The 15,729-nt window shown below is 46.3% G+C and carries 16 protein-coding genes; 12 read left to right on the forward strand and 4 right to left on the reverse strand.

The window, feature by feature from the left end; all coding sequences use genetic code 11:
• The first annotated feature begins 248 nt into the window (after positions 1 to 248).
• The 3 genes from JNUCC31_RS30570 (at position 249) to JNUCC31_RS30580 (ending at position 3,648) form a co-directional block, all read left to right on the forward strand.
• Entirely contained in the window at positions 249 to 884 is a 636-nt protein-coding gene (locus JNUCC31_RS30570; RefSeq protein WP_192267053.1) for a glycoside hydrolase family 11 protein, read from the forward strand.
• Positions 885 to 1,099: 215 nt separating this feature from the next.
• A complete protein-coding gene (locus JNUCC31_RS30575; RefSeq protein ID WP_192267054.1) occupies positions 1,100 to 1,939 on the forward strand; it encodes a formylglycine-generating enzyme family protein in 840 nt (279 codons plus the stop codon).
• A gap of 281 nt (positions 1,940 to 2,220) precedes the next feature.
• Positions 2,221 to 3,648, forward strand: coding sequence for a hypothetical protein (locus tag JNUCC31_RS30580; RefSeq protein WP_192267055.1), 1,428 nt, complete (start codon positions 2,221 to 2,223; stop codon positions 3,646 to 3,648).
• Positions 3,649 to 3,791: 143 nt separating this feature from the next.
• Here JNUCC31_RS30580 and JNUCC31_RS30585 read toward each other — a convergent pair whose 3' ends face one another.
• Positions 3,792 to 4,175 (reverse strand): winged helix-turn-helix transcriptional regulator, encoded by a 384-nt coding sequence (locus JNUCC31_RS30585; protein WP_024631689.1) that lies wholly within the window; start codon positions 4,173 to 4,175, stop codon positions 3,792 to 3,794.
• Complete coding sequence (locus JNUCC31_RS30590; RefSeq protein WP_192267056.1) at positions 4,168 to 4,530, reverse strand: winged helix-turn-helix transcriptional regulator; 363 nt, start codon at positions 4,528 to 4,530, stop codon at positions 4,168 to 4,170. Before JNUCC31_RS30590 ends, JNUCC31_RS30585 begins: the two co-directional genes overlap by 8 nt.
• A gap of 105 nt (positions 4,531 to 4,635) precedes the next feature.
• Here JNUCC31_RS30590 and JNUCC31_RS30595 point away from each other — a divergent pair, with 105 nt between their 5' ends.
• A complete protein-coding gene (locus JNUCC31_RS30595) occupies positions 4,636 to 5,550 on the forward strand; it encodes an arginase family protein (protein ID WP_192267057.1) in 915 nt (304 codons plus the stop codon).
• Positions 5,551 to 5,670: 120 nt separating this feature from the next.
• Here the strand turns inward: JNUCC31_RS30595 and dapA are convergent, their stop codons facing one another.
• Positions 5,671 to 6,567, reverse strand: coding sequence for a 4-hydroxy-tetrahydrodipicolinate synthase (gene dapA / locus JNUCC31_RS30600; protein ID WP_192267058.1), 897 nt, complete (start codon positions 6,565 to 6,567; stop codon positions 5,671 to 5,673).
• A gap of 72 nt (positions 6,568 to 6,639) precedes the next feature.
• On the opposite strand from dapA, the gene JNUCC31_RS30605 reads away from it, so the two are divergent.
• Complete coding sequence (locus JNUCC31_RS30605) at positions 6,640 to 7,551, forward strand: LysR family transcriptional regulator (RefSeq protein WP_416234336.1); 912 nt, start codon at positions 6,640 to 6,642, stop codon at positions 7,549 to 7,551.
• A 58-nt stretch (positions 7,552 to 7,609) separates the two neighbouring features.
• Entirely contained in the window at positions 7,610 to 8,065 is a 456-nt protein-coding gene (locus JNUCC31_RS30610) for a VOC family protein (protein ID WP_192267059.1), read from the forward strand.
• A 357-nt stretch (positions 8,066 to 8,422) separates the two neighbouring features.
• Here JNUCC31_RS30610 and JNUCC31_RS30615 read toward each other — a convergent pair whose 3' ends face one another.
• Positions 8,423 to 9,466, reverse strand: a complete 1,044-nt coding sequence (locus tag JNUCC31_RS30615; protein WP_192267060.1) for an SIS domain-containing protein — start codon at positions 9,464 to 9,466, stop codon at positions 8,423 to 8,425.
• Between the two features lie 320 nt (positions 9,467 to 9,786).
• Here JNUCC31_RS30615 and fba point away from each other — a divergent pair, with 320 nt between their 5' ends.
• The 6 genes from fba (at position 9,787) to JNUCC31_RS30645 (ending at position 15,724) form a co-directional block, all read left to right on the forward strand.
• Entirely contained in the window at positions 9,787 to 10,653 is an 867-nt protein-coding gene (fba, locus tag JNUCC31_RS30620) for a class II fructose-1,6-bisphosphate aldolase (RefSeq protein WP_192267061.1), read from the forward strand.
• Entirely contained in the window at positions 10,617 to 11,579 is a 963-nt protein-coding gene (locus JNUCC31_RS30625) for a 1-phosphofructokinase family hexose kinase (protein ID WP_192267062.1), read from the forward strand. The genes fba and JNUCC31_RS30625 overlap by 37 nt, the downstream gene beginning before the upstream one ends.
• Before the next feature lie 184 nt (positions 11,580 to 11,763).
• On the forward strand, positions 11,764 to 12,564 hold the full coding sequence (locus JNUCC31_RS30630; protein WP_192267063.1) for a DeoR/GlpR family DNA-binding transcription regulator: 801 nt from the start codon (positions 11,764 to 11,766) through the stop codon (positions 12,562 to 12,564).
• A 70-nt stretch (positions 12,565 to 12,634) separates the two neighbouring features.
• Positions 12,635 to 13,927, forward strand: a complete 1,293-nt coding sequence (locus tag JNUCC31_RS30635; protein WP_192267064.1) for an ABC transporter substrate-binding protein — start codon at positions 12,635 to 12,637, stop codon at positions 13,925 to 13,927.
• A 15-nt stretch (positions 13,928 to 13,942) separates the two neighbouring features.
• On the forward strand, positions 13,943 to 14,878 hold the full coding sequence (locus tag JNUCC31_RS30640) for a carbohydrate ABC transporter permease (RefSeq protein ID WP_192267065.1): 936 nt from the start codon (positions 13,943 to 13,945) through the stop codon (positions 14,876 to 14,878).
• A gap of 21 nt (positions 14,879 to 14,899) precedes the next feature.
• Complete coding sequence (locus JNUCC31_RS30645; RefSeq protein WP_192267066.1) at positions 14,900 to 15,724, forward strand: carbohydrate ABC transporter permease; 825 nt, start codon at positions 14,900 to 14,902, stop codon at positions 15,722 to 15,724.
• Positions 15,725 to 15,729: the final 5 nt, after the last annotated feature.

Below are 15,729 nucleotides of genomic sequence, written 5' to 3' on the forward strand. Positions count from 1 at the left end.
GGGCGGCTTTTTGCCTATTGGTTTACTTGTAGGTACAAGTCGATTTTTAGAAGGAAAGCAGACATAAATCTAAACATATTAGAGATTAATCTTTAGTTTGCCAGGTTTATATGTAACCGCTGTCATTCTATAATTTAGTTAGAAAGGAGGTAAAAGTAAAAAAAACCAATGGTAAACCGAACACATCACAGAGAATCAAACTAACCGTAGTTTTATAGTGAAAATACAATCATATCAGGAGGTAGAGTATGTTCAAATTTGGTAAAAAAATGTTAACGGTCGTTCTGGCAGCTTCCATGAGTTTTGGGGTATTTGCGGCAACCTCCAGTGCGGCGACAGATTATTGGCAAAATTGGACCGATGGCGGCGGTACAGTCAATGCTGTGAATGGATCAGGCGGTAATTACAGTGTAACGTGGCAAAATACAGGGAACTTTGTAGTTGGTAAAGGCTGGAATGTCGGATCTCCAAACCGGACAGTTAACTATAATGCAGGTGTCTTTGCACCATCTGGCAATGGGTATTTGACCCTTTACGGATGGACGAGAAATGCACTTATCGAATATTACGTTGTGGACAGCTGGGGTACGTATCGACCAACCGGAACTTACAAAGGTACAGTGAACAGTGATGGTGGCACGTATGATATTTACACAACGATGCGATACAATGCGCCTTCCATTGACGGCACACAAACGTTCCCACAGTACTGGAGCGTAAGGCAGTCGAAGAGAGCGACTGGAGTCAACTCTGCGATTACATTCAGCAACCATGTGAACGCCTGGAAAAGCAAAGGAATGAATCTGGGTAGCAGCTGGTCTTATCAGGTATTGGCGACAGAAGGATATCAAAGTAGCGGAAGTTCCAACGTAACGGTGTGGTAAGTAAGTAATCCAAAGTAAGCCATTGTATGAAAGTAAAATAAGAGCTAATACACTAGGGTTAGGCACAATGCCATTCCCACAGAAAAAAAGTAATATCATCAGTCCGGATACGTTAAGGCCGTTTCTCGTCTGACAAACGGTCTTCGACGTTGCCGGATGCGAATGACAGGCATCATAGCCTATTATTTTCCCATTAGCTTAAAGGAGATCGTTCTATGAGAAAGCTATTAATGTTCTTTTTAATAGCAACAATGCTAGTGATCAGCGCTTGTTCGCAGGATAAACCTGAACCCGAGGATAACCTTATATTCGTGGAAGGCGGGACGTTTAAAAACAGCAAATCCAATTTCGCGGGGAGAGGTGTGACCCTGTCGAACTTTTATATCGGTAAATATGAGGTAACTCAAAAAGAATGGGCTGAGGTCATGGGAAATAACCCCTCCGGTTTCAAAGGAGATCAATTGCCAGTGGAGATGGTGAGTTGGTATGACGTGGTGGAGTACTGCAACAAAAGAAGTATTCAAGAAGGCTTGAAACCGCATTACAATATAGATAAAAATACCAAAGACCTGAATAATAAGAATGATAACGATAATTTAAAATGGACAGTAACCATTAATGAGGGAACTAACGGTTACCGACTGCCTACAGAGGCGGAATGGGAATATGCCGCAGGCGGAGGTAAGGAGAGCAAAAATTACACATACAGCGGAAGTAATAAAGTCGACGAAGTCGCATGGTATTGGAAGAACGCCGGAGACAAAATCTTAACCGGAGATTGGAACTGGCCTGCCATAGAGAGCAACAAAAATAAAACGAAATCGATAGGTACCCAGAAACCCAACGAGCTTGGAATCTACGATATGTCTGGCAATGTAAGAGAATGGTGCTGGGACTGGTACATCGACGCGGAGAGTCAAATTGCTTCCTTCCGGGTGGTGAAGGGCGGAGGCTGGATCGGTGGTATCAACAATAACGAGATCGCTTTTCGAGGGAAATTTGATGCCAATGGGTTTGGTCCCGATCAGGGTTTTCGTGTTGTTCGCGGAGAATAGCTAAGGAACAGGGGAAACTGCCTAAAACAATTGCAAGCCCTATCAAAAGAAACAGGTTAAGCACCAAACGTTAAGACAAGAACGGTCAATCAGAAAGTCGCCTAATAGCGGCTTTTTTCTTCGTTTTATAGCAGGATCAAAAAGTATCCTACGATACAAAAATGATCGGATCATACAAAAAAGTGCGTACTACTCAACCATCAGAGAACCTGATAATCTAACAATCGAACGGTAAGCTGAATTGTCGTTCACTATAAAATCGTACTGATGGGGTGGGGAAAATGGCAGAGTATCAACTTCATTTGAAAGATAAACGTATCGTATGGGGAAAAGCAATAGATGTAGAGTCTCTCATTGGCATATATCCACAGGACTCAATTAGACCAGGCGAGAATGCGGTTTTGGATTGGAAATTGCCTGATGGCATATATAGAGCAAAAGAGGTAGTCATTGAGCTGGATAAACTGCTTGAGGCGATACTTGTTCAGCTGGGAGAACCGATAAACGGTAATCCTTCGGTGTTGTTGGACAGTCTTCAGGCCAATTTGGCGATCTCTGGCGATGTGTCATCGCTACCACTTGGACCGTTGGCTTTGAAGGATAAGGCAGGCGTCGAACTTACAGCACAGGCGGCACGCATTGGTGAACAATTGGTTTTCTGGGCACGAGAGATTAATTCAGAAAAGAGGGCACTCGCACAATATGGACGGGAAACTCTTGGTGAACTTGAATTTAGAAGTCATTGCTACGGTCATACCCTGATCCCAGAAGCTATTGCTCAGGTTTTGGGACCTGTTGGGGGACCAAGGGTCATGCAGTTGTATAATGAATACCTGCACCAATTTGTATTGCTGCGAGATGCATTACTTCCCTTTGCCAATTGGGAACAAGTACCCTTCGAAGTCAAGGAACACACGCAATTCAAAGGATTACGTTTTCTGGAGCCTGCTCGTAAGGTATTTCTAACTCAGTTGATTGGGAAGGAATTAACTCACAAGGCGATTGTCCAGTATGCACAGAGTGTGCTTAGCTCGGGTTTGAACTCTGCGGGTTACGGTTTTCAATATCCTTTGGGGACCGTGTTGCCAGCTGGATTGGGAGAGTCGGCCGGTTCAGCCGCGCGCTATCTATTGAAGTGGCATCCGGTACAGACCATTCAGGTAGGAGAACCACAAGATACTGTTGCAGTCTCGTTCGAATATGAATATGACGATTATTATGCTGCACCGCGTAACGAAGCAGGAGCGGGTATATCGGGTAGCAAGGATCATCTTCAATTTTCAGGAGAGCATTCGGATTTTCCTTCCATCGCAAGGTTGGTGCCGAATACAGGTTTAGATCGAACAACTGTGCTTTTCAGTCTGGAGAGGGAAGGTCATGCATTTACTGTAGATCTCGGTCAGCTCTTTAGGGGACATCGATTTTCATATCGGCCTAAAGGGGAAAACCATTCCAACGGTGCAAAGGTGAATCGCACAGCTATTAGCTTGCACCAGGTAACAGACATTCTGTCCCATACCGGATTGGTAACGAACACGGATGATGGAATTCACTTCATTCCGACCGGAGGCAATGAGCTTGTACAATGGGCTTTGTTAGGGAGGTTGTATCCCGAAAATGTGGTTTTACTGGAGAAGGGAAATGAAGAGGAACTGGAATTAGCTTTTCGTTCGGGAAAGGGCTTTGGCACGCAATTTTTAGTGCTATAATTCTTTAAACCTTTCATGTCACAATATTTGACGGCAGGGCTTTGGGTGTAGGGCTACTGCCGTCAAATCATGCAAACATTGCTTGATTAATTTTATTGCGATAGAACGGTTTCTCAAAGAGAAGAGAGCTAGGGGCATCGGGTTTACCGCATGTTAACGGTGTCACGGCGAGAGTCATCATTGTCGCAGGATACTTCGTCGGGAAATTTCTCGATGTAGGTCGATCCAAACTTGCACAGCATCTGGAGCATGGGAGCCAGTTCCTCCCCCAGATCGGACAAATAATATTCTACTTTTGGCGGGGCAACCGGATAAACTTTGCGAATAATGAGACCGTCGCTTTCAAGCATTCTAAGCTGCATCGTAATCATGCGTTGGGTTGCATCAGGCAGAAGTCGTTGCAGCTCATTAAACCGAACGGGACCTTTAGTTAAGTGATTCAGTATAGATATTTTCCATTTACCACTCAGTAAGCTCATAACAATCTCGGAGGTGCAGCGATACGTTTTATTTCTAAAGTTAATCATCCTCGAGCACCTCTCTTTCATTTTGATTTTTAACTCCCCACTCACACATGCCTTCCAGAACGGGCAATAACGTTTCCGCTTTTACTGTCAGACTGTACTCGACTTTAGGTGGCACTTGAGGGTACTCTTTCCGTTCGACCATCCCATCCGCTTCCAATTCTTTTAGTTGCGAACTCAATGTTTTAAACGTAATTGCTCCAATTTGTCTTTTTAGTTCATTAAAGCGTACCGGTTGGTTTTCTGCCAATAGATAAATAATGACCATCTTCCACTTGCCACCTATGACAGACAATGTGTAGCCAAAAGGTGTATCTTGAATATGTTTAACCTTACCTTGATATTCAGCCATGCTCATATGTATGCTATCCTTTCGGGTAGTACCTATCATAATAGTGCGTACTACTTTTTGATTTGCGTTCAGTTTATACTAACCTTACTTTGAAGTAAAGGAGAGAAAAACATGAATCAAAAAACAATACGCCTGGTCATGCCACAATGGCAAGGGGGCAATAACCCTAACTACTCTTTTGGAGCGGAACTGCTTGCCTGGCTGGCACCGGATAATGATCAACCGTTGATTCAAGTTCCCGTGCAAGCATATGATGGAACTCCACTGGAGAACGAAAATGGTATAAATGGCAGAAAACAATTAATTGAGCAATTGGAAGCAGCCGAGCATATCATTCAAGCTCACAAGCCTGACCGGATCGTCATGTTTGGGGGAGACTGCTTGGTCGAACAAGCCCCGTTTGCCTATTTAAACGAACGGTACAATGGAGAATTAGGATTGATCTGGATTGATGCACACAGTGATTTGGTTGGATATACGGGGTATGATAACGGACATACGTTACCACTGGGGAATCTATTGGGAGAAGGAGATCGGGAGTTTGCAAAACATGTAAAAATCCCTCTGAAACCTGAAAATGTATTTATCGCGGGGTTAGCAACGCCTACGGAACAAGAAAGTGAAGTGATTTCAGAAGCGTTTCAAAGATTGGGTATTACCACGGCAGAATCCGATACAGAAATGATTCAGAGATTGGGCATCAGAACAGCAGGAACCGAAGAACTTGCGAACAGTACCGAATCTATAAAAGAGTGGATCAAGGAAAGCGGCATTAAACAACTGGCTATCCACCTTGATCTGGATGTGCTTGATCCAAAGGCATTTCGTTCGTTATTATTCGCCAACCCTGAGGAGCCTTATCTCTTTTCTCCTGCCGGTACCATGCGATTCCCGCAGCTCCTTCATTTGATAAAAGAGCTGTCTGATCAAGCAGATGTCGTTGGGCTGGGTATAACCGAGCATATGCCATGGGACGCAATGAACTTAAAGAATCTACTTAAAGAAATACCTATTCTGAACCATTAATATAATAGTCGCTCCTGTAGCCTAATAAATGTATGAAACACAAAGAGCCGTATCTCAATACGGCTCTAGTCAATATAAGCTTATTGCACGATTGGAAGGGCACTTCACAGATATTCTTGCTTAAGAAGGTACGACTATATTCATAAGTGTATCTGCCAACCTTTGTTTTGCATTTTCCGTTGCGGCGGTCAGCGGCAGTCGCAGTTGGGAAGATGAAATAAGCTGTTGCTGAGCGAGCCACCATTTGATTAAAGCTGGAGCAGGTTCTGTAAACACTTGATGGATTAGCGGTTCCAATTGCTTAAAGCTGTTTCTTGACCCATTGATATCACCAGAAGCAAAGCGTTGATATACCTCCACGTACCGTTGGGTGTGTATACTCGCAGAAGCCAGCATGCCTCCTGCAGCGCCTTGGCAGAGCATGGCATGGAAATAAGCATCCTCTCCGCTTAGCACAGGCTTCATCTCATATTGAGATAGAGCCAATAACAGGTCCAAACCACCCGAACTATCCTTCAGACCAATAACCCCGTCCAGATCCATAACTTTTCGCACAGTATCCAAAGTCATTCGACTGCCGGTTCGAGCCGGAATCTCATAAACCATGATGGGCAATCCTGTCCGGGAAACGCTGGAAAAATGCGCTAGAATCCCTTCTTGGGTTGGTCTGTTGTAATAGGGAGTAACCACCAGTGCTGCATCCGCTCCTAATTCAGCAGCCATCTCGGTCCGTTTGATGGTGGAATAGGTATCATTTGTTCCTGTCCCAACGACGACGGGAATTGTTTTGTTCAAACGGATTAGAATTTCCTTCGTTGCCTGAACCATTTGCTTTACTTCATCCCATGAGACGGTCGGAGATTCTCCTGTCGTGCCGTTTACGACCAATCCCTGAATGTCATGATTGGCAAGATGGGTAATATACTTCCGATACGATTCAATATCCAGCTTGTTGTCATTCGAAAAAGGTGCAATTACCGGTATATAAATTCCATGAATTTGTTGTTCCTTCATCATAATCTGCTACCCCTTCACGTTATATTGAAACTACTGTATCATAGGAACCAACATCACAGTTATCTATAACAAATGATCGTTGTCATCAATATTTTCGATGAGGTGAGCAAGCTGGATTTAATTTATCTTCAAACGTTCAGAGAAGTCGCACTTCGCGAAAGCTTTACCAGAGCCGCAGAGGTGCTGGGTTATGCACAATCCAGTGTTACTACGCAAATTCAGAAGCTGGAAAAAGCATATGAAGTCAAATTGTTTGAACGCTATAGCAATAACAAAATTCGTCTGACTTCGGCTGGGGAAGAGCTGTTCAAGCTTGCCGGACAGATGTTGGAACTGTATGAACAATCCAAGGAAAAAATGGCGAAGCAGGGTGGGGGATCCTTGACGATTGGTACGATGGATTCTATCGCTTCTTACTTTTTACCTCCATATATGCAAGCCACCCGTAAGGAATACCCGGATCTCAACATACGACTGCATACGAATCGTGAGGGATTGATTTTGCATCAGGTCAGGGAAGGCGAAGCTGACATAGGGCTTATTCTCGCAGACGATTCGAGCGATCCAGCTTTGCAATGGATTACCATTCGCAAGGAACCGCTACTGCTGATTGTCCATCCTCATCATCCGCTTATCGGCAAAGAGCAGGTTGTGTTGAATGATCTAATGGATATGGAGTGGATCATGCCTGAAGATACCTGCAATTACAGGCAGCTGCTGGAAAGAGTGCTTCGGGCAAACTCAATCCCCTATCGAATCGGGCTGGAACTTGGCAATCCGGAAGCGATCAAAAGAAGTATTAAGACAGGAGAAGGCATTTCCATTTTGCCGCAAATGGCTGTGATGGAGGAAATTGAGCGAGGGGAGCTGAAAGCCTTACCCCTTGAACATGCAGAACTTCAACTCGAAATTCAGCTCGTTCTTCATCCAAAGAAGTGGGTGTCCAACGCACTGCACTATTTCATGGTAAGTTTGAAAAACTAAAGCACCGAAGGTGTTAGATGATTAGGTAATAAATTTGTACACATAAGGAGATAAAACTATGGCAGAAAACAAATTATTAAGAATGGACAATGTTGGCATCGTTGTAGAATCCCTTGATGACTCGATCTCTTTCTTTGAGGAGATTGGCTTGAAGCTCGAAGGGCGAGCTACTGTCGAAGGTGAATGGGCTGGTCGCGTAACCGGGCTGGGTTCACAGTGTGTAGAGATTGCTATGATGGTTACCCCCGATGGCCACAGCCGACTTGAACTTTCACGATTTCTCACCCCACCTACTATATCTGATCATCGAACCGCTCCTGTCAATGCCCTCGGTTATCTACGCGTCATGTTCACCGTTGAAGACATTGACGAATTGGTATCCAGACTCGCGAAGCATGGCGCTCAGCTCGTTGGCGAAGTGGTTCAGTACGAGAACTCGTATCGGCTCTGCTACATTCGTGGAAATGAAGGACATCTAATCGGTTTAGCGGAACAACTCGGTAAAAATAAGTGATGTTTAAAAGAAGAGTTAACTGAAATATACATTGCTAGAGGCGACCCTCGGACCCGGAAACAAGGGGGGGGATCTTTATTTGAATTTAGCCATAAGGCACTATAACAAGCTGTTAAAAAAAAAGTGGGTATCACGAAAGGCTTAGGCTTCTTCTCCAGAAGCCTAAGCCTTTTGTTTGTAATGCTCAAAATTAAATGCTTCATTCATCGTTCCTGACACTGTTGTAACAAAATCATTTATAGGTGCACAATAAGACTTCTATTCTGTTCGAATAGAAGTCCTGGATTTTCCTCAGAAGTAGAAATTCTCCTTACTTTGAACCGTTCACCGTACCGGAAAGAACCTGACTGATTTTGCTTACAGCTTGACCCAGGCCACCAGCCCATCGGGTTGATCCGGGTTAATACCTTGGCGTTCGGCATTGGCCAAAGCAGCGATTTGCGAGATGAAAATGAAAGGGATACCTCGCACCGCAGTATTAAGTGGATGAGTAGTTGTGATCTCAAGGTCGATGAATTCCTGCGGGATGCCCGTCGCCCGATCGGAAAACGTAATAATGGTGGCTCCTCGCTCCTTAATATCTCTCAACAGATTGCGCTGATGCTCAATACCGCTGTCCGACAAGGCAGCGATCACTAAAGTATCCGGACCCACGGTGACCATCGGCCCGTGCCGCACATCAAGGAGATGGTATGCGTGGGCTTGCGTCTTGGCAATTTCGGTCAGAGCGATGGCACCCTCGGCTGCCAGCCCTCGTAGTTCACCGTCTGCAAGCAGGACTGCGTTCGTCCAGTTGAAGTCGGAGACGCGGCGGATGTTTTCCTCAACACGTGCCATGTAGGCTTCACCTTGATGAATCGCCTTCTGCATGTCGATAATCAGGTCCTCATCTCCAGAAAGAAAAGCGGCAAGAAGCAGATTGGCCGCATACAGATTGGTTACTGTACGGGTCTGGCAGACGCTATGGTCGAAAGCCCAAGGCAGTTCCAGAGGGAAATTGGCGCTTTTGGATAACGGTGAGTCCGTTACACAAGAAATCGTTAATAAATGAATCTGTTGATCGGACTGGAGTATACGTAGCGCTTCAACCACTTCACTGGTGCTGCCAGATCGTGACGGCGCTATGATCAGGCTACCCTCCAGCATGTGGCGATAGCGATCTGCATGGAGCATGAGATCACCCGCGGCAAGTGACATTGCAGGCAGACCAGCACGCAAACGGAAGGAAAACGCGGCCGCTTCACTCAAGCAATAGCTCGATCCGGCGCCTACAAAGGTTACGGAAGTAATCGCTTGAGCTTGCACAAAGGCAGTAAATTCCGCGCGTTTGGCCAGTAAATAGTCATAGGTCTGCTGCAAGGCCTTATATTGTTCTTTTACTTCACGATACGTCAAACTCATAAAAGTACCTCCCGGAAATAATTTTGGATTGAAAAATTCATCTCGTGATCTTTTTGATCAAATATATAGTTATATGATTGTGTTAATCATTATTATGCCGTTATAACCGACTAAATTGCAATAGTTTTCCAAAATAATGATTGATTTAATCAAATAAAAAGATTATTATGATCACAAGCTTAAAATTATCAATTGTTTCCCAAGCTCATCTGACCCGTGAAGGGAGGTGCAGAATTGTTCAAATCGTCGCTATTCTGATAGAGGGTACTCATTGAATCCTTGAAGCAGGGAGCGGCGCAACCTTTTTAGGGGGAATGGATATGCCACTGATCTCGTCCACTGAAATGCTGCAAACAGCTCGCAGGGACCAATACGCCATCGCTGCATTTAACGTACATACCCTGGAGATGCTTCAGGCTGTCGTTGAAGCGGCGGTGGAAACCGAATCACCGCTGATTATTCAAACCACGGTGGGCACAGTCAACCATTTGGGCCCGGATTACATCGCCCATGCGGCTAAAACCGCAGCAGACTTGGCGGATATCCCCATCGCACTTCATCTGGATCACTGTACTGATTTTTCGACAATTATCCGTTGCATACGAGCAGGTTATACATCCGTTATGATCGATGCATCCATGTACCCTTTCGAGGAAAACGTAAACCTAACCCGTAAAGTGATGGAGGTTGCCCAGGCATCTGGTGTGAACGTGGAGGCGGAGCTTGGCAAGGTCGGCGGTGTTGAGGATGATATTGTCGTCGAGGAACAGCATGCATCCCTGGCTGATCCCGAAGATTGCGTGCAGTTTGTTGAACGTACGAGTGTAAGTACACTCGCTCCGGCAATCGGAACCGCACACGGGATTTACAAAGGGCTGCCGAACATTGATTTTGAACGAATTGAAACCATTGCGAATCGTGTATCGGTTCCTTTGGTACTGCACGGTGGTTCGGGCATTCCAGCCGAACAAATTCATCGGGCAGTCTCGCTGGGCATGTCGAAGGTGAACATAGCCACAGAGCTGCGTATTGCGTTTTCCGAAGCGATCAAGGATGTATTCTTAATTCATCCGGAAGAGAATGATCCACGCAAATACATGGCTCCGGCGAAGGAAGCCGTTAAACAGCTTGCCATGGAGAAAATACGGTTATGTGGAAGCACTGGCAAAGCCGGCGTGGTCCGATGATTACCACAGTCACACTCCATGCGGCCATCGACAGAACATTGTACGTTGACAAGTTTGGCGTAGGCCAGGTACATCGGGTGACCCAAGAAGTTAACGAGCCGGGTGGCAAAGGCAATAATGTAGCCAAAGTGATCCGGCAGCTTGGCGGTCAAGTCACGGCCACAGGCATTATTGCCGGCAATAACGGCGGCTTTATTGAGAGCAGCTTGGCTGAACGGGGCATACGGACTGATTTTATCCGCTCAGAAGGAGAGTCGCGGGTCTGCCTTAACATTCTGGACGATTCCAACGGTAGCTCAACCGAGCTGCTTGGGCGGGGTCCAACCATGTCAGAGGCCGAAGTTGAAGCAATCAAGGAAAAAGTACACAGGCTTGCCACCCAGTCCAGTGCGGTCATTATGTCTGGAAGTTTACCCCCAGGTGCACCGGACACACTGTATGCAGAACTGATACGCATTGTCTGTTCAGCAGGCTCGCGAGCCTTCCTGGATACAGGCGGAACAGCTTTTAGTGTTGGGCTAAGCGCAGCGCCCCATTTTGTGAAGCCGAATGAGCAGGAACTGGCCGAATGGCTGGGGCAGAAGCCAAGCGATGTAAGCGAATGGACCCGTGCAGCGCACATGCTGGCTAATCAGGGAATTAACGAGGTGTGCATCACACTCGGCAGTAACGGTGCTTTGGCCATTCTAAACGGAACAGCGTATATGGTGAGGCCGCCAGCCATTCAGCCCGTAAACACGGTAGGATGCGGGGATGCTTTTGTTGCCGGCATGGCGTATGCGTCAGAGCGCAGCGATTCGGCTGAGTCCAGACTGCGAACAGCTGTCGCGGCGGCGGCTGCGAATGCCATGTCTTCCAAAGCAGGTGACATCGACTATGGTCTATTTGAGGAGTACGAGCATCAGGTGCAGATTATTCCTTTGTGAAGGCTGAAGGTTGTGAAAATCAGCTTTGTATCCCTCATGTGTAACCATCAGAGAGATGTTTTTCTTATGGGATGCAGTTCACTTCGGCATATTGCAATCCATCCTTTCATCCTACACAATAGAGCTAGCACGGGCTGCAGTTAACGGATATCATGCAAGCCCAGACATAATAAAGGAGAGACTTATGCAATATTCAAAGGGTGAACTGCGCAGAGCACAAACATTGGAACTGATTAAATCGCATGGAAAAATATCGCTGCTAGAGATTGTCCAAACGGTCGGCTGCTCGGAAGCAACCGCAAGACGGGATTTGGACGTGCTCGAAAAAGCGGGCGAGATTATTCGAACCAATGGGGGAGCCATATATGAAGGGAGTCTGACTTCGGCGGTATCGGAGCTGCCTTTTGCGGCAAAACGCGATTTCAGACGGATGGATAAGGAACGGATCGCCGCTACGGCCGCCGCACTCGTTGAAGAGGGGGACATTATCTGCCTGACAGGAGGTACAACAACGTTCTTTATTGCGAAAGCACTCAAAAAGCACCGTAATATTACGATTGTCACAAACGCGGTGAATATTGCTTATGAATTGGCTGATGCCGAAGATATTCAGGTCGTGGTCATTGGCGGCGTTATGCGATCCAAAAGCTATGAATTGTGCGGTCCGCTGGCGGAAAGCGTGATCGACAAAATTAACATTACGAAAATGTTTCTCGGGGTGGACGGAGTAACGCAGAATTTCGGCTTTACGATGCATTCCGAGCTTGAAGCCCGTATAGCCCAATTAACAATGAAACGTTCCAGCGAGGTTTATGCTGTATTCGATCAAAGCAAGGTTGAGAAAAGTGCTTTGTTTACCATTGCTCCCTTGAATCAGGTTACAGGGGTAATTACGAATAAGCAGCCGGAGGGATGGTTTGAGCAAGCGTGCAGGGAGCAGCAGATTGCTATACATACAACTACAGATCACATTGCTTCTATATAAATACACCTGATCCTCAAACTTCCCTCCCTTCAAATGCTGGCTAATTTGCAGAACAAGGGAGGATATGCGAATGCATTTTTCCAAGTTTATGCTGATCCTTGCGATGATTTGCGTTGTAATTGCTGAAGCGGGATGTTCCAGTTCTTCCACTTCCAGCGGCGAACCATCCGCAGACTCGCAAGGCAAGGTGAATCTGGTCTTTTGGAGTCATCAGGAAGACGCCATAGTGGGCGCCTACAAGAAATTAATATCCAAATATCAGACCTTACACCCCGATGTAACGATCGAGTATCAGACCTTTCCGTATGATGTGTACAGCCAGAAGCTGAAAGCTTCATTCTCCGCGAAGAAACCGCCCGATATTGCCGAATTCTTCGGCACCTGGGTACCCGAATATTCCAAGAACGACCTGCTTGTCGAGATCCCTGATAGTGAAAATGTGAAAAAAGCATACTATGATGCCCCCCTGGGGGGATATTTGCGAGACAACAAGTTGTATGGGCTGCCTCTGGAATACAACATTGAGAACGGCGGCATGCTGATTCATCCGCAAATGCTCCAAGAACAAGGCCTGGATCATCCACCCTCAAGCTGGACAGAACTTGTGGATTACGCCAAAAAATTAACCGTACGTGAAAGCGGTATCATCAAAGTAAAAGGCTTCGATTTTGTGTCGGCAGACAATATTACGTTCACGTTCCTATCGCTCATTTTGCAGCAGGGCGCAAGTTTTATGGGCGAAGACGGACATGTGAATTTTCACACGCCGGAGGCTCAGAAAGCGATGTCCACCCTGGTTTCGCTCGTGGTTGATGACAAAGTCGCAGATTTAACCACGTTCGGCGGTGAGCTGGATACCTCTGACTATTTTTTTCAGGGGAAGTCAGCCATGACCTATCGCGGCCCTTGGACGATTGCTGCGGGACAGAACAACTATAAGGTAGATGATTTTGAGTACGTATCCGTGCCTTCCTTTACGGAGAATCCACCTGTTTTTGCTGCTGAGTCCGGTTGGGGGCTTGCCGTATCCAAGCAAAGTAAACAGCAGGAGGCCGCACTTGATTTCATCCAATTCATCTCGGAGAAAGACAACCTCACGACATGGAACACGGACACCTTTACCGTTCCAGCCAAAAAGGAAATTGCCGGAAACCCGGAGTTTCTGAAAAATAATCCCCACCTAAAGCCCTCGCTGGACATATTGGCGTTAGGTCAATGGATTGGTCCTATAGCAGACCGGGATTTTTTCTTCAAGCAGGTTAACGACAATTTCCAGCTAATGGCGAGTGGACAGCATCGTGTCGAGGACGGATTGGCAAACATCGAACGAACGATCAACGATAATCAGGATCAACATAAGTGATAGGGGTGCTGGGGCATGAGTACTGCTATATCTACCAACAAGGCGGACAAGGTTAACCCAGCGGCAAAGTCGACAGCTTACAGGGCAAAACGAAGGTTCATCATCATCTCACTCGTACCAATCTTGCTTCTGTTCGGGGTGTTTGCTTTCCTTCCCATCGCATGGAGCCTGGGCTTGTCCGCATTCAAGTATGACCCGCTCAGCTCTAACGCGGTATTTGTTGGGGCGGAGAACTATATCCGCATGTTCCAGGATTCCATTTTTCTGAAGTCACTATGGGTAACCTTCAAATTTGTAATTATCGCCGTACTGATCAATATTGTCATTACACTGTTGATCGCTTCAGCGATTCAGCGAGTCAGCATCCCGTGGCTCAAAAATCTGTTTCGGACCGTATTTTTTCTTCCTACGATCGCTCCGCTGGCGGGAACAGCCATCGTATGGAATACCATGTTCAATTACAATGACGGCTTATTCAATATGATTCTTGCCAAGCTGCATATGACCCCAATTCAGTGGCTCAATGATCCGCATTATGCGCTCTATTCCGTCATTATGATGACCTTGTGGGCTGATATTGGCTATAATATCGTTCTTTTCATTGCCGGATTGGACTCCATCCCGGATATGTATTATGAAGCAGCGAAACTGGAGGGAGCGGGTCGATGGCATGTTTTTGTTCACATCACACTGCCCTTACTGCGCAGAACGACGCTATTTGTCTCGATCACGACAGTTGTGTCCTATTTTCAGGCCTTCCCGCAATTTCAGATTATGACCAAGGGCGGACCCTTCAACGAGACACGAGTGCTGTCACTGCAAATTTATGAACAGGCATTCTCCAGTTCCAACATGGGGTACGCATCCGCTATGGCAACCGTGTTTCTAATGATCATCCTGCTTGTGACGCTGCTGCAACTGCGATGGGGACGCACACAATGGGAACATTGAGGAGAACAGGAGGAGAAGGCGATGCCGCGTAAATTAAGTCTGTGGGAAGGCGTCACTATCGCAGTTCTTGCAATCATAGCTTGTATTATGCTTTTGCCTTATGCCTGGATGGTATTGTCATCTCTCAAAAGCAACATGGACATCGTCTCAGGTTCCGGCGGGTTATTTCCAAGCAAGCCGAGCCTGGACGGATATCGAACGGTTTTTAGCGAGGCGCCGTTTGTGACGTGGCTGCTGAATAGCCTGGTGACATCCGTCATCATAACGGTAATCACCTTATTTACCAGTGCTCTGGCCGGATATGTATTTGCCAAGCATCAGTTTAAAGGCAAGAAACTGCTGTTCATTCTGATCCTGGCAACCATGATGATTCCCTTCCAGGTTATTATGATTCCAACGTATTTGATTACCGCTGAGCTTGGACTGGTTAACCATTTGCTGGCGATCATTTTGCCCAATCTGGTCAGCTCCTACGGTGTATTTCTGGCTAAACAGTTCATTGAAGAGATTCCACAGGAGCTGCTGGAAGCAGCAAGAATGGACGGTTCTGGCGAATTCAGGCTGATGCTTCGTATCGTTATGCCGCTTATTATGCCCATGCTGTCAGCCTTGGGGATATTCACGTTCATGAACTCTTGGAATAACTACCTGTGGCCGTTGATTGTATTAAATGATGAGAGCAAAATGACTGTTCCGCTGGCATTGGTCTATTTTAACGGAACGCATCAGGTCAATTACAACGTCGTCATGTCAGCTGCGGTACTGATTACGATACCGGTTATTATAGTGTTCCTGATCTTCCAGAAGCAATTTATTAAAGGCCTGGCGATGACAGGCATGAAATAACAGGC

This window comes from Paenibacillus sp. JNUCC-31 (assembly GCF_014844075.1).
GTDB lineage: Bacteria > Bacillota > Bacilli > Paenibacillales > Paenibacillaceae > Paenibacillus.